The sequence below is a fragment of the Christiangramia sp. genome, from assembly GCF_029937855.1.
Taxonomy (GTDB): Bacteria; Bacteroidota; Bacteroidia; order Flavobacteriales; family Flavobacteriaceae; genus Christiangramia.
Window position 1 is genome coordinate 70886 of the sequence record NZ_JAPYPC010000006.1, and the last position, 21489, is coordinate 92374.

Annotated in this window: 19 protein-coding genes; 12 read left to right on the forward strand and 7 right to left on the reverse strand. The window is 36.9% G+C overall.

Annotated features, from left to right (window positions below; translation table 11 throughout):
• Positions 1-75 precede the first annotated feature (75 nt).
• The 5 genes from Q1K34_RS05155 to Q1K34_RS05175 all read left to right on the forward strand — a co-directional run bounded on the left by Q1K34_RS05155 (position 76) and on the right by Q1K34_RS05175 (position 3492).
• Positions 76-1329, forward strand: coding sequence for a site-specific integrase (locus tag Q1K34_RS05155; protein WP_300435417.1), 1254 nt, complete (start codon positions 76-78; stop codon positions 1327-1329).
• A gap of 122 nt (positions 1330-1451) precedes the next feature.
• Positions 1452-1760 (forward strand): hypothetical protein, encoded by a 309-nt coding sequence (locus Q1K34_RS05160; RefSeq protein ID WP_300435420.1) that lies wholly within the window; start codon positions 1452-1454, stop codon positions 1758-1760.
• Positions 1761-2316: 556 nt separating this feature from the next.
• Positions 2317-2553, forward strand: a complete 237-nt coding sequence (locus Q1K34_RS05165) for a hypothetical protein (RefSeq protein ID WP_300435423.1) — start codon at positions 2317-2319, stop codon at positions 2551-2553.
• A 52-nt stretch (positions 2554-2605) separates the two neighbouring features.
• Positions 2606-2962 (forward strand): single-stranded DNA-binding protein, encoded by a 357-nt coding sequence (locus Q1K34_RS05170; RefSeq protein ID WP_300435425.1) that lies wholly within the window; start codon positions 2606-2608, stop codon positions 2960-2962.
• 77 nt (positions 2963-3039) lie between these two features.
• A complete protein-coding gene (locus Q1K34_RS05175; RefSeq protein WP_300435427.1) occupies positions 3040-3492 on the forward strand; it encodes a JAB domain-containing protein in 453 nt (150 codons plus the stop codon).
• Here Q1K34_RS05175 and Q1K34_RS05180 read toward each other — a convergent pair.
• Positions 3489-5060, reverse strand: a complete 1572-nt coding sequence (locus Q1K34_RS05180) for an IS1182 family transposase (RefSeq protein ID WP_300435429.1) — start codon at positions 5058-5060, stop codon at positions 3489-3491. The two genes, Q1K34_RS05175 and Q1K34_RS05180, sit on opposite strands and share 4 nt — an antisense overlap.
• A gap of 536 nt (positions 5061-5596) precedes the next feature.
• On the opposite strand from Q1K34_RS05180, the gene Q1K34_RS05185 reads away from it, so the two are divergent.
• The 7 genes from Q1K34_RS05185 to Q1K34_RS05215 all read left to right on the forward strand — a co-directional run bounded on the left by Q1K34_RS05185 (position 5597) and on the right by Q1K34_RS05215 (position 17111).
• Positions 5597-5986, forward strand: a complete 390-nt coding sequence (locus tag Q1K34_RS05185; RefSeq protein ID WP_300435432.1) for a BfmA/BtgA family mobilization protein — start codon at positions 5597-5599, stop codon at positions 5984-5986.
• A 10-nt stretch (positions 5987-5996) separates the two neighbouring features.
• Positions 5997-7028, forward strand: a complete 1032-nt coding sequence (mobB, locus tag Q1K34_RS05190) for a MobB family relaxase (protein ID WP_300435434.1) — start codon at positions 5997-5999, stop codon at positions 7026-7028.
• A gap of 10 nt (positions 7029-7038) precedes the next feature.
• Positions 7039-8619 carry a type IV secretion system DNA-binding domain-containing protein gene (locus Q1K34_RS05195; protein ID WP_300435437.1) on the forward strand — a complete coding sequence of 527 codons (1581 nt, stop codon included), beginning with the start codon at positions 7039-7041 and terminating at the stop codon, positions 8617-8619.
• Positions 8620-8811: 192 nt separating this feature from the next.
• On the forward strand, positions 8812-12645 hold the full coding sequence (locus tag Q1K34_RS05200) for an Eco57I restriction-modification methylase domain-containing protein (protein WP_300435440.1): 3834 nt from the start codon (positions 8812-8814) through the stop codon (positions 12643-12645).
• A 103-nt stretch (positions 12646-12748) separates the two neighbouring features.
• A complete protein-coding gene (locus Q1K34_RS05205) occupies positions 12749-14770 on the forward strand; it encodes an AAA family ATPase (RefSeq protein ID WP_300435443.1) in 2022 nt (673 codons plus the stop codon).
• An 88-nt stretch (positions 14771-14858) separates the two neighbouring features.
• Complete coding sequence (locus tag Q1K34_RS05210; RefSeq protein ID WP_300435445.1) at positions 14859-15650, forward strand: type IV toxin-antitoxin system AbiEi family antitoxin; 792 nt, start codon at positions 14859-14861, stop codon at positions 15648-15650.
• A gap of 99 nt (positions 15651-15749) precedes the next feature.
• A complete protein-coding gene (locus Q1K34_RS05215) occupies positions 15750-17111 on the forward strand; it encodes a Fic family protein (protein WP_300435448.1) in 1362 nt (453 codons plus the stop codon).
• Between the two features lie 82 nt (positions 17112-17193).
• Here Q1K34_RS05215 and Q1K34_RS05220 read toward each other — a convergent pair whose 3' ends face one another.
• From Q1K34_RS05220 to Q1K34_RS05245, 6 genes are read right to left on the reverse strand one after another with little or no spacing between them, the layout of a single operon-like run.
• Positions 17194-17559 (reverse strand): hypothetical protein, encoded by a 366-nt coding sequence (locus Q1K34_RS05220; RefSeq protein WP_300435451.1) that lies wholly within the window; start codon positions 17557-17559, stop codon positions 17194-17196.
• 6 nt (positions 17560-17565) lie between these two features.
• Positions 17566-18417 carry a DUF4138 domain-containing protein gene (locus Q1K34_RS05225; RefSeq protein WP_300435454.1) on the reverse strand — a complete coding sequence of 284 codons (852 nt, stop codon included), beginning with the start codon at positions 18415-18417 and terminating at the stop codon, positions 17566-17568.
• A 55-nt stretch (positions 18418-18472) separates the two neighbouring features.
• Positions 18473-19402 carry a conjugative transposon protein TraM gene (gene traM / locus Q1K34_RS05230; protein WP_300435457.1) on the reverse strand — a complete coding sequence of 310 codons (930 nt, stop codon included), beginning with the start codon at positions 19400-19402 and terminating at the stop codon, positions 18473-18475.
• Positions 19403-19454: 52 nt separating this feature from the next.
• Positions 19455-20069, reverse strand: coding sequence for a conjugal transfer protein TraK (locus Q1K34_RS05235; RefSeq protein ID WP_300435459.1), 615 nt, complete (start codon positions 20067-20069; stop codon positions 19455-19457).
• Positions 20066-20908 carry a hypothetical protein gene (locus tag Q1K34_RS05240; RefSeq protein ID WP_300435461.1) on the reverse strand — a complete coding sequence of 281 codons (843 nt, stop codon included), beginning with the start codon at positions 20906-20908 and terminating at the stop codon, positions 20066-20068. The genes Q1K34_RS05235 and Q1K34_RS05240 overlap by 4 nt, the downstream gene beginning before the upstream one ends.
• A 2-nt stretch (positions 20909-20910) precedes the next feature.
• On the reverse strand, positions 20911-21486 hold the full coding sequence (locus tag Q1K34_RS05245; protein ID WP_300435463.1) for a conjugal transfer protein: 576 nt from the start codon (positions 21484-21486) through the stop codon (positions 20911-20913).
• Positions 21487-21489: the final 3 nt, after the last annotated feature.

Genomic DNA, 21489 nt, shown 5'->3' on the forward strand with positions numbered 1-21489 from the left:
AATTCAATAGACTTGACTTTCGCAACGATTTGACTTTCGTAAAACGAATCGATTATTCACCTAAAGCGAGAGAATATGCAGACTTTAAAGACTTTTAGTATTCATTTTTGGCTTAGTACGGCCAAGAAAAAAGATGATTTAGCACCAATTTATGCCCGAATTACGGTTGATGGTAAACGTGCTGAAATCAGTTTAAAACGATCTATATCGGTTACCTATTGGGATACCCGTTCCAAACGTGCAAATTGGAGAGTTCCCGCTGGAAAAGCCCTGAATATCTATTTAGATCAGGTTTATGCCGATTTACTGGCTTGCCACAAGCAGCTTTTGGGTGAATCCAAATACGTGACAGCCCAGGCTATTAAAGCAAGGTATCTCGGGGAGGACGAACAACATAAAACGCTACTTCAATTGGTCTCCTACCACAATAAGAATATGGTTTCGATACTTAAGCCCGGAACCCTAAAAAACTATTATACAACGGAGCGCTACATCAAACGATATCTAACTAATAAATTAAAAACCAATGACATTTTTCTAAAGCAATTATCCTATAAATTCATTATTGATTTTGAGCAGTTTCTTCGCAATGGAAAATCCATAAACCGTTCTCAACCCCTCCGAAATAATGGGGTTATGAAACATTTAGAGCGTTTAAAGAAAATGATGAACCTGGCTCTTCAATTGGAATGGGTTGAAAAAGATCCATTTGTGCGATTCAAGCTAAAATTTACAAAACACCAAAAGGAGTTTTTGTCTCAGTCCGAACTAGAAATTTTGGAAACCGGCAACTTATTTCCAGAAACGCTACGCAAAACAAGAGATGTTTTTATATTTTCCTGTTACACAGGACTGTCTTATATCGACGTTAAATTGCTTTGTGAAAAACATATCGTACGGGGAATTGATGGCGATTATTGGATATTTACAAAAAGGGAAAAGAATGATGAACCCGTAAAAATTCCCCTTTTAGATAAAGCGCTTGATATTTTGAAGAAGTATGATCATGGCAGTGGAAATGGCGAGGAGGAACTGCTGCCGGTCTTTTCCAATCAAAAAATCAATAAATATTTAAAAGAGATAGCTAACATCCTTGGAATACAAAAGAAACTATCCTTTCATGCAGCTCGTCATACTTTTGCGACTACAGTAACACTTTCTAATGGAGTACCAATTGAAACGGTATCCAAGCTACTGGGTCATAGCAAGCTTTCCACTACACAAATTTACGCGAGGGTACTTGAACAAAAGGTATCAACCGATATGCGCTCTTTACGAAATAAATTAGAAACAGAAGATAGAGAACATACAAGGTTGCATATTAAATAATGAATACTAGTGAGTGGTCTCTAAGACCACATTTTAAAAACTTATGCTTAAAATACTTTATTATGGTTATTTCTAACATATACCAGACACATCTCGAAATTCTACAGCTTATAAAAACTTCAATGGATAAAGTTTATAAGAAGGATAGATCTTCAGCTTTCAAAAAATATTATGATGAAATTTCTGAAAGTTTAAACAAAATGGAATTAAATAAAAACCTGACTCCTTTAAAAGTTGGAGATTATGTAGTCTTGGATGACAACTATTCTTTTCAAAAAGACAAAGCAAAAATATTAGATAAATTTAAAGTAATTAATATACGACCTCATAAAAACAGAAGAGGAGGGATTGGGTATAAAATTCATAATATTAAACTCAATTACTCTTACTATGTTTCAAGGAATGCTATTAAAAAATCAAATGAGCGTTAAAATTATAAGCAAGAATCAAAGAGAAACAGTTTACTGAGAAATAGAAATAGACTCACCCCATTCCCCTTCATTCCGCAGAAAATCTCCATTGTGGTAAATACGCTTCATTAATAAAGTCTTGGACACAGCTCCAAAGATTCCGGTTTCCATTGCGCCCTCTCGCAGAAAAATGCGATAAGCTCCATTCCTATCTACACCTTTGAAGTTAAGTCCGCTTAAAATCCTTCTTCAAGATTATTTTTCGTTTAATAACCCGGAAAGCACATTCCCCTGCATTTCGCGAAAGGCTACATTTCTGGAAAAGAGCTTTCCTAAAAAAAGTCTTGGACACCATTCACGATTTCTACTTGTCATTCCACTAACCTGATTCACTGTCTTGGTGCGGGACGCTACATTCCTATTCCAAATCGAGAAAGGAGTCCGCTGGATAGGAATTCCATTTAATCATTTGGTGCCGCTTCCTATATTTTGATATTTCACAAAAGCCTTTAGAACTCACTCCCGCACCCTCGCCGCCACTCCCTTTTTTTGACAGCAAAATACCAACATTTAGAAGTTGAACGGACTGCATAAGCCAGTCGTGCCTCCTTTTTATAAGTCCTTATCAATTCCAAATATTGAAAATGTATCAGCAACAAAAAAAGGTAACAGCGAGGGCACTATAGGAAGTAAATCTAAAATGAATCTTATGAAATCTTATAAAAACATCAAAAAGGAAGCGACACCAAAAAAACAAAAAAAGGAAAACGCTCCAGATATAATAAGTAAATCATTTCAAAAAATATCAAAGTAAACTATCTGAAAGGTTCAGGTAGAGTAATTAGTAATCTTTAATTCTTTTAATCATGAGTACTTTAAAAAATCACGTACAGTTAATTGGAAATGTTGGACAGGATCCACAAATCACGAACCTTGAAAGCGGGAAAAAAGTAGCCCGTTTTTCACTCGCCACCAATGAGTTTTATAAAAATGACAAAGGCGAGAAAGTACAAAATACCGAATGGTACAGCATAGTGGCTTGGGGAAAGACTGCCGAAATCATCGAAAAATATGCCGGAAAAGGTAAAGAGATCGGAATATCTGGAAAACTCAAATCCCGAAGCTATGATGATAAAGACGGAGTAAAACGGTATGTAACCGAAGTAGAAGCCAACGAAATTCTTTTGTTGGGTATAAAGAATGGCGATAATTCAGCCGAATAATTAAAAAAAGTAAGAGGGCGGGTACTTGCTCACGGTAACGCCCTCTTTTTCATTTCAACTCTTTAAATACAATCAAAATGAAAGCACAAGTTAATGAAATATCGATAAAATATCAGGGTAATTTTAAGATCTCACAGGCACCAAAAATAACTTCTTCAGTAAATGCCGCAGAGCTATTATTTGATATGTGGAATAAAGACCAGATAGGACTGCAGGAATGTTTTAAAGTCATGCTCTTAAACAATTCTAATAGAGTAAAAGGTATTTTTGAAGTTTCTACCGGTGGCATTACCGGCACCTTAGTAGATCTGCGAATTCTTTTTGCAGTTGTTCTTAAGAGCCTTAGCTGTTCTGTGATTCTTTCGCATAATCACCCTTCAGGAACTTTAAAACCCAGTGAGGCGGATAAACGCCTGACAGAAAAAATTAAAAAGGCAGGGGAGCTTTTAGATATTAAAATCCTTGATCATTTAATCCTGACCCCCGATGGTGATTATTTTAGTTTTGCTGATGAAGGCAGACTGTCTTAAAACCAAGTCTTTTTTGCACTTGATAGGACCAAAATTGGATTTGTTATCAACTTCATTTGGTGATGACAAATCCATGTTTTGATCATTGGGGTTGCCAAAAAATTGCGCACTATGTCCCGTATTATAAAAAAGATGCTTTGAAAGAGGTTATCAAGGCTCCCAAAAGCTTTTTTGCCCATAATGTTCATGATTCTCTTTAGGTTGTATGCTATGAAAATTAGCCCAATGTCAGCAGATGCCCTTGCTTTCGTTTTCTTGGTCATAACATGATCAAACCCCCATTGCCGTTTTATGGTTCCGAAAGGATGTTCGACAATGGCCTGCCTTCTTTTGTAGGTTTCCTTGCTTTGGAGCACCCTTTTCTCATTCGCTTCGAGATAAGCTCTGTACTCTGAACGTTGAATAGACCTTCCTTTCTTGGATTTGGTACATAGCTCCATTACCTTACAGGCTTTACATGCAGGGGTTTTATAGAGCTTATATCTAAATTCTCCTGAAGAATGTAAATACCGGGAGCCATTGCTCTTCATTAAATTACCTTCTGGACAGGTATAAGTGTCCGTTTTATCATTGTATTTGAAATTTTCCCGAACATAATATGGGTCAGGGGCTGGAGTGGCACTAACTGGTGCCGGTATGGCAACGAGCGTATCTATACCAAGCTTGTTTGCTATCATGAATTGGCTTCCGGAATGATAGCCCTTATCGTAAAGAGCCGTAAAATCACTGGTGCCAAGAATAGACTTGGCACGTAATAGCATATTCCCCATAGCCTTCCTATCACCTTGGTTGGTGACCTTATAATCAATAGGAATGCAGTGCTTTGCATCGACCGTAGACTGGATATTATAAGCCACTTCGGTAATGTTTCTACGAATCAAAATTTGCCTGCTTTCAGGATCAGAAGTAGATATTTGTTCCTCTTTTGATATTTTTAATTGTTCCTGTAATTGTTTGTAATTTTTCCGGCGCCTTGAATGCTTGTTAATTTCTTTTTGTATTTCGTTTCGATTGGTATCACCATCTTCTTCGGCTAATAACTCATTGTATTGTTGAAGCTTTTTGTCTATATATTCTAACTGACGCTGTATCTTTTTTTGGTTGTAATTATTCTTTTTACTGTTTTGAGCTCTTAACTTGGTACTGTCCCCTGCGATGAGAATTCCCCCGATCAGCCCAAAGTTTCTAGCTATGGATACAGTAGCTCGAAAAACCTTCTTAATGGCTTTGGGGTTATCTCGTCGAAAATTGTTTATAGTATTGTGGTCAGGGGTAAGCCCCTCTAAAAGCCACATAAGCTCAATATTCCTTTTACATTCTTTTTCCAATTGTCTGCTTGAGCGCACTTTATTCATATATCCATAGATATAGAGCTTCAGTAGGGTGGCGGGAGAATAAGCTGGTCTACCATTCTCACCGAAATCAGCTTTGAACCCAAGTTGTGCCAGTTCTAGGCTATTTACAAAAATATCTATAGCCCTGACAGTATTATCCTGCTCTATGATATCATCAAGTGTTACAGGAAATAGGGATGCTTGACGACGGTCTGTTCCTTGTATGAATTTCATACCTTAAGTTACAAAAACTTCTAAGAATACATCTTACCTATCCGCAAAGATCCTGAGGTTTTTAGACAGTCTGAAGGCATACTTTAGATGCTATCAGATATACTTATAAAAATTAGCTAAAGAACATCTCTGAAACTCCAGAGATGTTTTTTTATGCTTTGAAAATTTCAATTGGTAAAAAATTCTTATCTTTAAAAGGCTGATCTTCAGCATTTATTTTTAGATATAGTGAGCCTATATTTTTGACTTTCGCTGCTCCCTATACCCATCAATTTATTTTATAAGGAATCTTGAATTCTAAGAAAAAGGCAATTGGCGTTTAGCCAGATTGTATAATTTTTTTGTCCGCCTGGCGGGACAAAAAGGAATAGCAAGAGGATAACGGGCAGAGCCACGTTACATATTCGGTTTAAATTTTAAACAACTGAAAGTCAGTTACTTAAAATAATTAATTTTTGAGTTTTGGGAATTCGGAAGTCATTTTTTAGTAAAAACCTTCCGCAACACCCATAAAATGGTCAGTTTTTTACTAAAAAATGGATAGAGAATATAAAAAAGAACAGTTTGAGACTTTAAAGATCAAGTCTTCCGTAGCTAAGAAATTTAGACGGTTTAGTCGCATGTTATCTAAATCACAGTCGGTCAGTTTGCTTATGATGATTGAATTTTTTGAAGAGCATAGTATTTCCCCTATGGAGTCAATGGGTCCTAAAATGCAAACGTTAGAGTACCTAATCAAAAAAAGGTTCAATGGAGTGATCGCGATTCTAAAGGATATGGAAAAGAGTCAGACCAAACCTACCGTGGCCATGATGCAATCCTTATTTGAGGAGTCAGCACCTAAAAAACAAGCCCTGATATTGGAGAAAAAAAATGCTCAAAAAGATCCGCCTAAATATCAGGAACGTAGTCAGCAAGAAACATAAATCATCGGAAATGTATATCACCATCACAGCACAGAAATTGGGCGGGAATTACTCACAAGGTTCAGCCGACTTTGTGGACTATCTGGAAAAGGAAAACCAGGGTTTGGATCAGGAAGATGGAGAGTATTTTTTCAATCAATATGGGGACCAAATTTCAGCTGAGGAAGTAGTTCGGGAAATTGATGCTAACACTGCCAAACTGGAAAAGACCGAACCCAGGTTTTATTCTATTACGATAAGCCCTTCAAAATATGAATTGAATAGAATACAGAATAGCAGCGAGGATCTAAAAAAATATACCCGGGAAGTGATGAAGGATTATGTGGCATCTTTTAACCGCGAGATCAATGGCCGACCGGTCAATATTGATGATATAAAATATTACGCAAAAATTGAGCATCAACGAAGCTTTAAAGGAACAGATAAACAGGTGCGGGAAAATCAGCCTTTTGCTAGTAAAATAATTCAACTAAAAAGCGATATCCAAAAAGTGGAGCGCGGTGAAATCTCTGGCAATATCGCAAGGATGGAACGGGAGATCCAGAAGCTCGAAAAGACAGCACCCCATCAGCAGAATGGAGCACGTATCGTTCAGGGAATGCCCAAGGAAGGTAATCAAAGTCATGTTCATATTATCGTGAGCCGTAAAGATGCTTCCAATAGGTTTAGCCTATCTCCCGGAAGTAAATACAAAGCCTCCCAGGTAGAACTAAACGGCAAAACTGTCAAACGGGGCTTTGATCGAGATAAATTTTTTAGTAAGGCTGAAAAGACCTTTGACAAGAATTTCGGATATCAGCGGAATTTTGTGGAGACCTATAAAGCCAGGAAGGAATTTATTAAAAATCCCCGGTCTTATTTTTCAGTCCTAATGAAATTACCCACAAATGAAAAAGCAATGGCGATGAGAATCCTAAAGCAAACTGGAATGCCCATGATGCCAAGTATTCCTACCAGTCAGGCGCAACTGGCATTAAAAGTATTTAATCGCTTACGAAAAGGCTTAGATATAGCCGTTAAATCAAGTTCTATCGGAATTTAAATGGAAAATTATGGAGTTATTTAGTATCATGAACATCTTATCAATTACTGTTTTTGGTAGTTTACTTTTCTACGGACTTTATCAGATTTCCAGATTTGCATTTTTCTTCAATACAACCTTGCTATCGGGATTTATCGTTTATTTTTTTTATCCAGATCAGATGATGGAAGGTTTACTTTATTTTGGCTGTCCGTTGATTTTAATAAATACTGTTTTCTATGTTTTTCTGCATAAAACTGATTTAAAGAGTAACGTAGCTTTGAAATACCAGGTGAATTTCAAAACAATTAGTAAAAGTTTCAAAATTGAAAATATCAAAAGGGGTGTTTCTATTATTGGTTCTGCTGGAAGCGGAAAAACAGAAAGCGTAGTTTATGGTTTCCTGAAGCATTTTCAGAAATACAAATTTTGTGGGGTGATCCACGATTATAAAGATTTTGAGATTACAGAAATGGCTTATCCGCTTTTTAATAAATCGGATATACCTTTTAAAGTGGTTTCCTTTGATAAAATCATCCATCGGGTAAATCCCATTGCACCCCGATATCTTGAAAATGAAGAGAGCGTTAACGAAATTTCCAGGGTGCTGATTGAAAATCTGCTGGAACATAAAGAGTCGGGAACTAGCGGGACAACCAAGTTTTTCAATGATGCTGCGGAAGGATTAATAGGAGGGATGATCTGGAAGTTAAGAACATCCTATCCCGAATTCTGTACCTTACCTCATTTAATAGCCATCTATCAATTTCTGGATACAGAGAGCCTTATTGCCTTTTTAGAATCAAATAGGACGTCCAGAGCAATGGCAGATGCTTTTATTAGCGGTAAAGATTCTGAAAGGCAAACCGCAGGGGTGAAAAGTACCCTGGCCAATGCATTAAAACGTATTAGTACCCAAAGTATTTTTATGACCTTATCTGCCGATGAGGTACCTCTGAACATCAACAATCCTGATAATCCAGCGGTAATTTCTGTAGTGAACAATCCCAAGTTTGAATCTTCCTATTCTCCGGTGATTGCTGCAATTATCCATACTATCACCAAGCAAATGAGTGTACGTAACTCAAATTCATCTTTTCTATTGATGGAAGAAGCACCTACTATACGTTTATTGAATATGCACCGCATTCCGGCTACTTTAAGAAGTTATGATATTGCCACGGTTTACGTGATGCAGGACAAGATCCAGAACGATATGATGTATGGAGACAAGGCTAGCAAAGCGATATTAAGCAATTTGTCTTATCAGTTCTTCGGAAAAGTAAACGATCCTGATACCGCTAAATATTACGAGCGATTTTTTGAAATTATTAAAGATCCGACCAAAAGTGTGAGCAGCGGCCACAATCTGAATTTTGATACACGAGTCATAACCGGTGAACATGAAATCCCTAAAAATAGAGCAGATGTTTTCTTTCGTTTGAAACAGGGTGAGTTTATTACGTATGCCGATGGCAAGGATAAGAAAATACAATTTAAATTACAGAAGATTCGACGTCAGCTTCCCCAAGAGACTAAACACTTTTCAAAGGTTGATTTAGAAAGTAATTTTGAGAGGATTTATCAGGAGGCGAGGTCGATATTTAGTTGAGTCCAAACAAAAAACTCTACTTGTGTATCAACATTGGGTTGTTGAAAGCTTTTTTAATACTCAGGCTTCACATTTGAATCTTCTTTATATCTTGTTAAAAATTTAACGCAGTTATAATTAGAATATCTGATTCTGCGTGTTAGAAAGTAGTTCCCTACACGCTGTCTATTTTTTTAATAAGATTATCTCTGCATGACGGAACAGGAAATTGATTTGAATAGTTTTAATATACTTAAGCCACGGAAGGCACTCAATAAAGCCTTTTTAAAGGTCAAGCCCAATCGAACCCAGATTGAATTGTTTAAAGATAATCTTAAGGAATTACTGGATAGGACCAATGATACCGAGTCCGAAGAGTTCCATAAGAACCTGGTTACAGACTTTCTGAAAAAGACTTATTACGACCCCAACCACTTTATAAATACCAAAGGCCGCAACGACCTGGTGATCCATAACGGGAACAAGGCTAAAAGTACCGTGGGGGTGATCATTGAGGCGAAGAAGCCAACGAACAGAGCAGAGATGCTCAGTAAAGAGAAGATCAACGTCAAGGCATTTCAGGAACTGGTGCTATATTATCTTCGGGAACGTATCACCCAGAAGAATCTGGAAGTGAAATATGTGATCGCTACTAACATACATGAGTGGTTTATTTTTGATGCCAATATTTTTGAAAAAACCTTTGCCCAGAATAAAAAGCTGGTGAATCAGTTTGTAGATTTCGAAGCTGGAAGACTGGCCGGGAAATCCACTGATTTTTTCTATAAAGAGATCGCTGAACCTTTTATTGCTGAAATGCAAAAGGAGGTGGAATTCACGCATTTCGACATTCGGAACTACGAAAGACCACTCCGTAACAACAATCCGAAAGATGACAATAAACTAATTGCGCTCTTTAAATTGTTGTCTCCCGAACATTTGCTGAAGCTTCCATTCACGAATGACAGTAATAGCCTCGATAAACGATTTTACGGGGAGCTGCTTCATATTATAGGCCTTACCGAAACCAAGCAGGGAGGCAAAAAGATCATTGAACGCCAAAAGGAAGGACAGCGAAACACCGGTTCTTTTTTAGAAAATGCGATCATCCAGCTGGATAGTACAGATAAGATTAGTCGTCTTGAGAATCCGTCGTACTTTGGAGATAACCAACAGGAAAGACTCTTTAATGTAGGTCTGGAATTAAGTATTACCTGGCTTAACCGGATCTTATTCCTAAAACTGCTGGAAGCGCAGCTCATCACGTACCATAAAGGGGACCGGTCTTATGAATTTCTTAGCCTGGACAGGATAAATAATTACGATGATCTCAACAGTTTGTTTTTCCAGGTGCTGGCCAGACAGTATGAAGATAGAAATGAAGATGTAAAAGCACTGTTTAAAAAAGTACCTTATCTAAACAGCTCCCTTTTTGAGCCTACAGATATTGAACATACTACCCTATTCATTAGCAATCTTCGGGACGATAAGACACTACCAATTTATAATGCTACCGTACTAAAAGATAAAAAAGGTAAAAAGCGCAGTGGCGAACTCAATGCACTGGAATATCTGTTTGAATTCCTTAATGCCTACGATTTTAGTAGTGAAGGTGGAGAGGCCATACAGGAAGATAACAAGACGCTTATCAACGCTTCTGTGCTGGGGCTAATTTTTGAAAAGATCAATGGTTATAAAGACGGTTCTTTCTTTACTCCGGGTTTTATCACGATGTATATGTGCCGTGAAACCATTAGGAAAGCGGTGGTACAAAAGTTTAATGAAACTAAAAGTTGGGACTGTAAAAACCTGGATGAACTTTATGATTGTATAGAAGACCGTAAGGAAGCTAATGAGCTTATTAATAGTTTGAAGATCTGTGATCCCGCGGTGGGAAGTGGACATTTTCTGGTTTCTGCGCTGAATGAGATGATCGCTATCAAAAATGATCTGAATATTCTGCAGGATCGCACAGGCAGAAGACTGAAGGAATACCAGGTGGAAGTGGTGAACGATGAACTTATTGTAACCGATGAAGATGGGGAGCTTTTTGAATACAATCCCCTGGCGAAGGAAAGCCAGCGCATACAGGAAGCACTATTCCATGAAAAGCAACAGATTATTGAAAACTGCCTTTTTGGGGTAGATATCAACCCGAATTCAGTTAAGATCTGCCGACTGCGCCTTTGGATAGAATTGCTGAAAAACGCTTATTATAAGAATGAGACGGAATTAGAGACGCTTCCGAATATAGATATTAATATCAAGTGTGGAAATTCCCTGATCAGCCGGTTTGACCTGGATGCCGATCTAAGCAAGGCGCTTAAGGATAGCAAATGGAGTATAGACAGTTACCGGGTAGCAGTAGATACGTACCGGAATGCCGAAAACAAGGAGCAGAAGCGGGAGATGGAAAGGATCATCCACGACATTAAAAATGATTTTAGGAGCGAGATCTCTGCCAATGATCCTAAGGTAAAGAAATTACAAAAGCTGAAAAGTGAACTCTTTTTGATGACGCAACAACCTAAAATGTTTGAACTTTCAAAAAGGGAAAAATCTAAATGGAATAAAAAAGTAGAAAAACTTACCAGGGACAGCAAAAAACTTGAAACCCAGGTACAGGAAATCAAAGACAACAAGATCTATGAAAATGCTTTTGAATGGCGCTTTGAATTTCCAGAGGTTTTGGATGATGAGGGGGACTTCAGCGGGTTCGATGTAGTGATTGGGAATCCACCATATATTAGGATCCAGGATTTAGTGACTTCACACAAAGAGGCAGTAGAGTTTTACAGCAATCATTTTATTACAACTGGAAAAGGAAATTATGATTTGTATGTTCCTTTTACGGAGAAAGGTGTGGAACTTATCCGGGAGCAAGGTAATATGTGCTATATCATGCCACATAAATTTATAAATGCTAATTATGGCCAGCCTCTGAAAGGTTTTATTGGAGAGAAAAAGCTTCTAAGAAAAATGCTTCATTTTGGTGCTGCTCAAATATTCGAAGATGCTACTACGTATACAGGTCTCTTCTTTATCTCTAAACGTGAAAACTTAAAAGTACACTATTCAAATCTGGACAATATAGATGAATTCAGAAATGGAGTTATACCGAGTTTTAAAGAAGGGACAACTTCTTTATTAACTGGTGAACAATGGCTATTTCTTGAACCTGAAGCTGCATCTTTACTTAAAAAGCTTCAAGCCCTTCCTGATACATTAGAATCTAAAACTTCCAGAATTTTTCAGGGGGTAAAAACAAGCGCAGATAAAATTTTTATTGTGGAGAAATTGGATGACAAAGGTGATCTATTTGAAGTATATTGTAAGGAGAATGAGAAAAAGTATTTTCTGGAAAAAAGTTTTTTATTGCCACTAATAAAAGGAGGAAACAGTCGTCCTTACAAAATCTCACCTACAAATCTACTTTTGATCTTTCCTTATAAGGATGGAGAATTAATAGCCTCGGATATATTAAAAAAAGATGCTAATGAAATCTGGAATTATTTTTTAGACCATAGAAGTGTGTTGGAATCAAGAGAAAGAAATTCTTTCAAAGACAAAAAATGGTATAGGTTTGGTAGATCTCAAGCCCTTTCTGAGATTGTTAATAGTAAAATTTTCACTCCAGATATAGCCCCATCTCCCCGATTTTCCTACGATGAAAAAGGAGAATATGCATTTACCGGGGGAGCTGCTGGAGGATATGGTATAATACCTAAAGATGAATCTGATTTCAAATCTCTTATGGCCATTCTGAATAGTAAGGTTGCATTTTGGTTTATCTCCAAAATTTCCACGCAAATGAGGGGAGGGTGGTACAGTTTTGAATCTAAATATATTAAATACATACCGATTCCAGATATTTCAAATACTTTAAAGAATAAAATCAATAGTTCCGTTGAAGAAATATTAAGATTGCAAAAAGAAACACCAAAAGCAGACACTTCTTCTTTAGAAGCAGAAATTGACCAGTTGGTTTATGAGCTTTATGGTTTGAAGGAGGAGGAGATTGAGATTGTAGAGAAGGCTGTTGAATAGCAAGAGCATGCTTGACTTAGCTTCTATACCTAGATTAATAAGCCGAAATAAATAGAAAAGAATTGATATAACGATTTACCTGTAAGCTATAAAAACCTATTATATGAAATTAATAAAAGCTAGAGTTCAGAATTATAGAAGTATTAAAGATACCGGCGAATTTGAAATTGAAGAATTAAAAACTATTATGGTTGGCCCAAACGAAGCTGGAAAAACAGTTTTACTGAAAGCTCTTCAACAATTAAGTCGTCCAACAGGAGTAAAGGGATTTGATATTATACGAGATTTCCCGAGGTCGTTATACAATGATATAACTACCAAAAAAGTCAAACCAGAAGAAGTTGAGATAGTTAGAGGGTATTTTAAACTCGATGAGGAAGATAAAGCAGAAATACCAGCTGAATTTCACGATTGCGAATATGTGTTGTATAGAAAATTAAATAATAAAGGGATTCATTTTTTGAAAAATGCACCTAAAAAAATCACTTATGGAGATTTAAAAAAAGACTTGAAAAGATTAATCATCCATTTGGATAAGCAATTCGCCGACCAAAATCCAGACGCAACTACCGAAAAAAAGCCAAGCGAAACAATAGCAGATTTAACTAAAACTTTCTACGATTCAAAAACATTCACAGAAGAAAATTCAAAAGAACTTATAAAATACTTGGATGATACCTACGGTTTAGTTGATGAGGATAATGACAAGGAAGAAGAAAGACATACCGAAATTTTAGAATTGCTAAAAAAGAACAATCAGCACGATGAAGTCTTAAAAACTTTAGATAAAAGAACACCCGTATTCGTTTTATTTAATAATTATTTCAAAGTAAAACCTTCAGTCCATTTAGAACATTTGGCAGAGCGAATCGAGAAAAATCTTCTTGAGGATGAATATTATGACTACGGTAATCTATGCTTACTAAAATTACTAGGTTTTACCGCCAGAGAACTTTCCGAAATTGGAAATACTGAAAGTCCTGATAAAAATGATACAGATGCGCTAAATGATTATCGAGATACCCTAGACAATCGAACTTACCAATTAAATGCAGCAAGCATAAAATTAACCAATGAAATTAAAAGCATTTGGAATCCAAATCCCAATCGACCAGAAGCAGAAAGATTAAGAATTTCTGCCGACGGACAATATCTAAAGGTTGTTGTAGAGGATGAATTAGGTGTTGAAATTGAGTTAGACCAAAGGTCAGAAGGTTTTCAATGGCTAGTTTCGTTTTTTGTCGTCTTTTTTGCAGAAGCGATGGATAAACATAAAAATGCAATCCTATTGTTAGACGAACCTGGAATGAGTTTACATGGATTAAAGCAGAGAGATTTTAGAGAAACCATTTCACGTTTAGCAATAACTAATCAAACCATTTATACAACACATTCGCCTTTTCTTGTTGGTTCAAACGAATTAGATTTAGTTCGGGTTGTAGAATTAAAAGACAGGAATGAAGGAACGAAAGTACACACTACTATTTCTTCAAGTGATCCAGCTGGTCTTCTGCCTTTACAAGAAGCTTTAGGTTATGATTTGGCCCAAAGTTTATTCTCACAGCAACGAAACCTGATTTTAGAAGGCATAACTGACTATTGGTACTTAGATGCTACTGCACAACTTCTTAGAGATGGCAAAGTTGAGAATCTTAATGATAAAATTGCACTTGTTTTCGCTAATTCTGCAGGAAAAGTTGTCTATTATGCGACTATACTTTATGCTCATAATTTAAAAGTAGCTGCATTATTAGATTCAGATGTTGCGGGCGACCAAACAGCTAAACAAGAAAATTTAGTACATACTTTAGGAAACAAAAACATACTTAGAACAAGGGATTATGTTTCTAACATTCCCAAAGCAGAAATTGAAGATTTACTAAGGCAAACATTAATTAAAATTGTTAAAGATGAATATGGAGTTGATACAAAAAAAACTTCTAACTCTCAACCGAACCGTCCGATAATTGAAATATTTTCAAAGGAAGTTCCTGATTTCTCAAAATATAAGCTAGCGAAGGCATACGTTAGATGGACAAGAAATAATGAGGCGAAAAAATTACAGAAATCGGAATTAGAAAATTGGAAAAAAATGATTCAAAAAATCAATAAGATTTTGAAATAAAATTATCTGGAAATATCTTCGCAACTAATTATAGTATTTATTTTAGTCCTATACCTTTTTTAGGTATATTTACCGAATAAATACTAAAATGTCTGTATCTGAATATATTAAGAAGCTATTAAGCGTGGAGGAGTATTCCTTTTCCCTGGCTGAACTTTTAAATGAAACCGGGAAAGGAAAAACTGCCGTAATAAGAGAACTTGACCGTTTAATTGAAAAGGGAGAAGTCATCAACCTTAGACAGAGCTTTTATCTAATACTCACGCCAAGATACTCAAGCTTTGGCAAATTACCCATTAGCCTTTATATAAATAAGCTTTTCCATTATTTAGAACGCAAATATTACCTGGGGTTTTATAGCGCGGCTAAAGTTTATGGCGCCAGCCATCAGCAGGCACAGCGGGATTATGTAATGTCCCAGACACCTAAACTTCTGGACATTCAAAAGTCCACCATCGATATTCGATTTTTAACGACTTCAGTTTGGCCTAAAAGCAATATTATTTCAAAAAAATCAGATGCCGGAATTTATCATATTTCGAGTCCGGCCCTTACGCTGGCAGATCTGGTGCGTTACCAAAACAAGCTGGGCGGTATCAACCGGATGCTTTCCACGATAGAAGAATTAATGGAAGAGGTCACCCAAAATGATCTGGAAGAGCTACTCGAATGGTTTGATCATAAAGCCACCTTGCAGCGTGTAGGTTATTTAATTTCAGAAATAGATGCAAATAATAGCCTGGGAGACCTTATTTTTGAACACCTGGATAAAAATAAATTTTATCCTGTTTTATTGCAACCCGATACAAAACAAAGACCCGGGGCAGTGGACAACAAGTGGAAAGTAGATGTTAACCTACAATTAGAAAGTGATATATGATCCCAAAACCTTATTTGGCTCAATGGCAGAAACACGCCCCATGGAGAGAATTTTCACAAATTAATATAAGTATCTTTAGTGCCAGATTTATTTAGATTAATGACCGAAACAAACCGTATAGAATATAAACAGCAACTTACGGAAGGATTAGAAAAAGAGGTGATCGCTTTTCTAAACTATCGTGAGGGTGGTGTGATATATATTGGGATAGATAAGAACGGGAACACAACCAATCTTCTGGATGCTGATGCCGACCAGTTAAAAATCAAGGATAAAATAAAGAACAACATCCGTCCCTCTGCGTTAGGATTGTTTGACATTGTGAGTGAAGAAAGGGACGGTAAGAATATCTTAAAAATTATTGTGGCCAGCGGTCCTGAGAAGCCGTATCATCTTAAAAAATATGGGATGAGTGAAAAGGGTTGTTTTATCCGAATTGGTTCAGCTGCTGAACCTATGCCTCAAAAGTTGATTGATGAGTTATTCGCAAAGCGTACACGGAATTCTATTGGAATAATAAAAGCGCATCGTCAGGATTTAAGCTTTGAGCAGCTTCATATTTACTATCAGGAAAAACAAAAACCGCTCAATAAGCAGTTCAGGAAAAATTTAGAGCTTACAACGATAGAAGGTGATTTAAATTACGCGGCTTATTTGTTGGCCGATGACAATAATGTTTCTGTAAAGGTTGCCAAATATAAAGGCGATACGCGTGTAGATTTAGTGGAAAGTAATGAATATGGCTATTGCTCATTAATAAAAGCCACCAAGAGTGTTTTGGATAAAATGAATTTGGAAAACCGGACGATAACTCAAATCACCCATAAAGAACGAAAGGAGCATCGTCTTTGGAATGCCATTGCACTCCGAGAGGCCATAATAAATGCTCTTGTCCATAATGATTATACTCGCGAGATAGCTCCAAAATTTGAAATTTTTAATGATCGGATAGAAATAACATCCGCAGGATCCTTACCAGATGGCTTAAGCAAAAGTGAGTTTTTTGAAGGTTTTTCTATCCCAAGGAATAAAGAATTAATGCGCGTTTATAAGGATTTGGATCTGGTGGAACAATTGGGGTCAGGAATACCCAGAATACTGAAATATTATGATAAAACCTGCTTTAGTTTTTCTGATAATTTTTTAAGGATGGTTCTACCTGCAGCAGAAAAGGTTTACGGAACCGAGCAGGACACCGAGCAAGTACCCCCCAAGTACCCCTCAAGTACCCCTCAAGTCACCCCCCAAGTACGAGAACTTTTAAATGCTTTTACTTCCGAACACAATAGAACTGAATTGCAAAAATACTTAGGGCTAACAGATAGAAAGAATTTTAGAATCAATTATTTAGTGCCGGCCATAGAAAATGATTTGGTAGAATTAACGATCCCCGACAAACCTAAAAGCAGTAAGCAGCGGTATAGATTAACTGAGATAGGAAAAAAAGTAAGACAAAAATGAACCTTTATTACCAGAACCAGCCTATGACCAGAAAGCAGCTTTCCAGTGGTTAAAAGAAAATATCATTTCAAGAATGTGATCTTTAAAAAGGCCCTTTCTCTCGTGGTCCATTATGCGTTACCTTCCATCGGCCATCATTTTGCACTAACTTAAAAATACCAGGCTTAGTGTCGTAAGAAGTCGAGTATTTTATCCAGGCCACATCGTCTTCTATAGCCTTGTCTACAACTTTGAAGTCGGCTTCTGAATTCTTGTCTTCAATAAACATTGATTGAATGCTGGCCAGGTTTGCATAGCCTTCTGCAGTTGTGTGCTTTTTCAAAGTAGCCTCATCACCATAATAAAAACTCTCGGCAACAATTTTAGCCGTTTCATCAGGGGAAAGATTATTATTTTCCGCACAGGAAAAGAATAAAATTAGGAGTGAATAAATGAGCATTTTTTTCATTACAATTCAATTAGGATGATTAATAAATCTATGCGATATTTTAAGTTTAACCTTTCGTTCCCCGTTCTTTTCATTCAATTCAAGAACAGCTCTACGGTCGTCACTTAAAGAGAATTTGGGAACGACATACACCAGTCTTGCGGTTTCATTTTCCTTGATTTTTAAAGGCATATTATATTTGAATACCGGTGCCTTATATAGCTTCTGTAACGACTTCTTTTTACCTTTTTGTCTCGTTTCAACTGAGAGATTCAGGAAATTTAGATCATAATCTAAAGAAGATTTGTTTTTAATCTCTATATGGAAGTAGAGTTCATCCTTATCAAAAACGATATTTTCAACACTTAATACGATGCCTTCATTTCGCTTTTTTATCCTTCCTATCTTCTGCTTTCGGTTAATTAAATAACTACAGAATTTCTTATAGGAATGAGCTTTATTATCAATCTTTTTATCCAGAGAATCGATACTTGCAGTTGCCGCAACTAAAGGCTTCTCATTACCAATACTACTGGTTTTTTGGATAAAATAATTTAGCTTCGAAAGCTGTTTTTTATACCTTACAATATACGAAAAAACTGAACCATCTTTATTGATTATTAGTAAGTTACTTTCATTTCCCGGCTTGGCCTGAAGCAATCCAAAATACTGTTCTTTATCCCGATTATAGGTAAACACGAAATTATCAGACCCCGTTATGCCTTGTCGGATAGGCTCCGGGAAAAATAAGGCTACATTCTTTTGATCGTTGGCATAAATAGTATCTAAACGTAGGTGTGTTTTCGCGTTTATCTGTCCCGAAGAAAGTAGGGGAGCGAAAGTAAAAATAAGAGTCGAAATGATGATGTATTTTTTCATAAGAGTAAGTTTTTAAATGCCCAACTTGTCCCGAATTTATTTCGGGATTATGGACTCATAACTTTGGTTTTAGAATTAATTTATAATTGTTCAGGACCGTTACTTTTACATTTCGATTCTGTCGTTGGAGTACTTTGGTTACACCACCTATCTGGGGAACGCTTGGGATATTGATATCCTGTATGAGGTCATCCAGGACTTCGCTCATTGCTTCCTCCCGAAAACTATTTTCCACATAAATTCCTTCGCTTCCATCCTGAAGATCAAAGGCTTTTAACCTGGTGGAGTGGTGGTCTATATTCTCTATTTCAATAAGCGCGCGATTTGGCTGAAAACTGATGAATCCGAAAATGGGCGTATTCTTAGGAATTATTTTACCGTTAATAGTTGCTGTTTTGCTTAATCTCATTCGTAGTCGGGAATTTACCTTAACCACCTGATCTCCATCGACCAAGGCGTTTATGATAGCATCTGTATTTTTGATAATTAAATTTTCATTCTTAGCTGGAGCTGAAGCGAAGAACAGTTGATGTTCCAGGCCTAATTCTTTAGCTTCCATCTTTTGTCCGGCTTTTATTTCAGCGGAATCTTTTTTCTGGATCACGGACTCAGCCACTTTCTTTACGCCTATATTTTGATACGTCTTTTCAGAATACTGTATTCTGCCAGCTTTATATATGCTATCCACAATGTGCTCTTTCTCCTTTTCGGGCAAATCAGGGTCGTAGAAACCGAGGGAGTCTATCAATTTTTCATCATAGATACTAGGTGCATTGGTTTCCCGTACTTCTTTTAGATCATTGATGGCATCCAGTTTTGAATCATATTCTTTCTGTTCCTCATCAAGCTCAGGCACCAATGTTTGTTTAAGGATTTCATTTTCGTCTTCATTACCGCCGATGACCATCAAGGAATAGGAAACAATGAATATCACAACTACCAGAAGCACAGAGGCAAACACGATTTTATTTTTTTCAATTTTCATAAGATTGGATTTTATGTGCCCACCCGCCTGCCGTCGGGCAGGTTATGGGCTTTCAATTTTCAACAGATATTTTCTTTAAAGTGTTTTCAAAATAATCAGTAATAAGCAGCCCGTGTGGATTGTTAGGGAAATTACGATTGACGCTAATGAGCTTTCCTGTGGAAACCATTTCATAGGTATCTACAATTGACCCACGGTTAATTTCAAAAATGGTAATTGTTCTAAAGGAGTAAGCTCCATCCTTTTCTTCAAGTTGGGAATTGATACTTAAAACTTTCTGGATCAGCGAATATTGAAGTAATCGATTATAAACTCCTTCAGCTTTCTTTTGTCTATAGAGATTGTCCACGGAACTATTGCCAAGCCAAAGAGCCTTTTCCAAGTTCATCTCGTAGTTACTTGCATCGATATTATAGAAATACCTATGGAACAATTCTAAATGGGCAAGGGCTTCTACCCTGAAATTTTCTTTCTGGGCTATGAGCTTCAAAGGAATTACGGAACCATCTGTATTAATCGCAAATGCGTTGGTCATTGCCTTGTTATTGATGTTGAATACCATCCAAACTGAAAAGAAGCTGGAGAGTGTTGCACAGATAACCACAGCCAAAACGATAAATCGGTTGATCCTAAGTACTGCATATATGTTTTTATAAGGTGTTTTCATTGTGTAAAAAGTCTTAGTGTAAAAGAAATAGCACGTCGGTAGAGTTTGAATTTCAGAAATACGATAAACCCCACCGAACCCAGCTGTACAACAGGGGCAAAAAAACCGCTGCCTACATCTGTCCCGAACAGGTTCGTCCAAAAGTTGGTATTGATTTCCGTATAAATAGCATTAACGAAAATATTCACCAGGAAGAAAGCTGGGACAAGCATATAGACTCCGGCGTATAGCCTAAAAAAATTATAAGCCATGGATCGGAATTTTTCAAAAACGGCAAGACTGATAACCAATGGAAAGAAGGCTTGCATTATGCCTAAAAGAAAGAAGCGCTCAGCCAGAAATAATGGGTAAATGAATAGGTCTAAAATCCATAGAATAATACCAATGATAAACGCAAATATTTTAAATCCGTAAAGGGGTGTGACCAGTGCCTCATAAAGCAATGTCATTGCATTTTTTGCGGCATCCATTAGGTTAACATCTTCTTCAATGGGAATATCCTGCATTTGTAAAGGCAACAGGGCAGGCGCGGTGCCGCGATATTGAGCTTCTATGGAAACCAGGATACTATCAAAGAAGCCAAGGATTTGTGTGGAGAAAATAACCAAAAGCACTACTGCAAAGTTTTTGGCTAATTCCCCAGGACTTAAGCCCCAGGTGTAACCATCCTTATCTGCCACGCCTTCGTTATATTTTTTTAGGATATTGACTAGGAAGAATAACACCGCAAGCGTTTTCATTCCGGCAATGGTATATTGCGAGAAGCTGCTGTTCTGTATAGTCTGGAAAACCGTATCTATGTATTCCAATCCGATTCCTAAAAGAATTGTCGCGGTCATTTTTAATATGCTGTTTCGCGGTTATTGATTTTATCCTGCATCCTTCGGAAAGAAATAATATCCCGATAGCGCCTTGTTTTTGTAGTGATATTGGAAACCATTTCTCTGGACTCCAACTCTTTCTGCTTTAATATTTCAGCACGGTCTGCATCACTCATTTTTAGATAGTCACTGGATAGGATCTCGTCTATGAAATCCATTGTGTCCAATGAATTGTCTACAATAGCACTGAACGATTCTGATATTCTTTGCACTTCCTCTGGTTTGATGTATGGGGAATTAAGGATATCGCGTAAATCGCTTTGCATTACAGCAATAAGCCGCTGATTGTTACGACTTATTTCGCGTACTGCTTTTAATTGCCGTACCACATTATTCACTTTTTCCAAACTCTCTTTTTGATCCTTTAAAAAGTTTACAGTTTTCAGAAGATTAGCGGTTTGTTTTCCAGATTCCAATAGCTGCTTAACCAGACTTACAAAGTTGGTGTTGTCATAGACCGGCATTCCCTGGGCCACAGCACGGCTAGGGAAAATAAAGGCTAATGCCAGTGTGAGTATTAAAAGTTTTGTTCTCATGAT

Coding starts and splice junctions, on each gene's coding strand:
- Q1K34_RS05160 (WP_300435420.1), top strand. CDS start 1,452: ATGGATAAAGTTTATAAGAAGGATAGATCTTCAGCTTTCAAAAAATAT.
- Q1K34_RS05245 (WP_300435463.1), bottom strand. CDS start 21,486: ATGAGAACAAAACTTTTAATACTCACACTGGCATTAGCCTTTATTTTC.
- Q1K34_RS05180 (WP_300435429.1), bottom strand. CDS start 5,060: ATGAAATTCATACAAGGAACAGACCGTCGTCAAGCATCCCTATTTCCT.
- Q1K34_RS05155 (WP_300435417.1), top strand. CDS start 76: ATGCAGACTTTAAAGACTTTTAGTATTCATTTTTGGCTTAGTACGGCC.
- Q1K34_RS05185 (WP_300435432.1), top strand. CDS start 5,597: ATGGATAGAGAATATAAAAAAGAACAGTTTGAGACTTTAAAGATCAAG.
- Q1K34_RS05210 (WP_300435445.1), top strand. CDS start 14,859: ATGTCTGTATCTGAATATATTAAGAAGCTATTAAGCGTGGAGGAGTAT.
- Q1K34_RS05175 (WP_300435427.1), top strand. CDS start 3,040: ATGAAAGCACAAGTTAATGAAATATCGATAAAATATCAGGGTAATTTT.
- Q1K34_RS05195 (WP_300435437.1), top strand. CDS start 7,039: ATGGAGTTATTTAGTATCATGAACATCTTATCAATTACTGTTTTTGGT.
- mobB (WP_300435434.1), top strand. CDS start 5,997: ATGTATATCACCATCACAGCACAGAAATTGGGCGGGAATTACTCACAA.
- Q1K34_RS05240 (WP_300435461.1), bottom strand. CDS start 20,908: ATGACCGCGACAATTCTTTTAGGAATCGGATTGGAATACATAGATACG.
- traM (WP_300435457.1), bottom strand. CDS start 19,402: ATGAAAATTGAAAAAAATAAAATCGTGTTTGCCTCTGTGCTTCTGGTA.
- Q1K34_RS05200 (WP_300435440.1), top strand. CDS start 8,812: ATGACGGAACAGGAAATTGATTTGAATAGTTTTAATATACTTAAGCCA.
- Q1K34_RS05215 (WP_300435448.1), top strand. CDS start 15,750: ATGACCGAAACAAACCGTATAGAATATAAACAGCAACTTACGGAAGGA.
- Q1K34_RS05205 (WP_300435443.1), top strand. CDS start 12,749: ATGAAATTAATAAAAGCTAGAGTTCAGAATTATAGAAGTATTAAAGAT.
- Q1K34_RS05225 (WP_300435454.1), bottom strand. CDS start 18,417: ATGAAAAAATACATCATCATTTCGACTCTTATTTTTACTTTCGCTCCC.
- Q1K34_RS05235 (WP_300435459.1), bottom strand. CDS start 20,069: ATGAAAACACCTTATAAAAACATATATGCAGTACTTAGGATCAACCGA.
- Q1K34_RS05170 (WP_300435425.1), top strand. CDS start 2,606: ATGAGTACTTTAAAAAATCACGTACAGTTAATTGGAAATGTTGGACAG.
- Q1K34_RS05220 (WP_300435451.1), bottom strand. CDS start 17,559: ATGAAAAAAATGCTCATTTATTCACTCCTAATTTTATTCTTTTCCTGT.